Raw genomic sequence first — 512 nt, 5'->3', positions numbered from 1 at the left:
TTTGTTTCCTACTATGACGCTAATAATAGAGGATACCATTTCAGCATTCAGGTTATCATAAGCCTTTGCAATAAGCTCATAAGTGCCGGCAGGAACTCCTGTCCAGTTAAACGAATAAGGACTTGATATATCAGTGCCAAGTAAAGTCGCACCCTGATAAAATTCAACTCTGCTGATCGATCCATCCGCATCAGAAGCAGTTGCCGTAATATTTATGTTCGCAGGAACAGTAGTATAAAGTTTATTATTGAGTGGTGCTGTAATGTTTACTGTTGGAAACTCATTAGAAACACAGAACTCAATCTCTGCCACATTACAATAACCGTCTACCGGAGATAAATATCTGTAATATCTATAGGCTGTACTATTAGGTATACTAACGTCTTGCCATGCATAATTTGGCTCGGTTGGGATGGAATATAGATCTACAAAACCAGCGGAAGCAGACGTATTGGAACCCTGAAATTTCCCACCTGTCATTCTTTTTTCTTGTGATTCTTTTGGGTAATACC

1 protein-coding gene is annotated in these 512 nt (G+C 39.1%); it reads right to left on the bottom strand.

Annotation, left to right across the window (positions count from 1 at the left end; translation table 11 throughout):
• On the bottom strand, positions 1-512 hold a 512-nt coding region (locus tag ACN1CN_RS22835; RefSeq protein WP_419138005.1), incomplete at both ends, for an Ig-like domain-containing protein.

The organism is Flavobacterium sp. T12S277 (genome assembly GCF_048514875.1).
Lineage (GTDB): Bacteria > Bacteroidota > Bacteroidia > Flavobacteriales > Flavobacteriaceae > Flavobacterium.
Note: the sequence above shows the minus strand (reverse complement) of the source record. Positions and strands in the feature narration are given on the sequence as shown.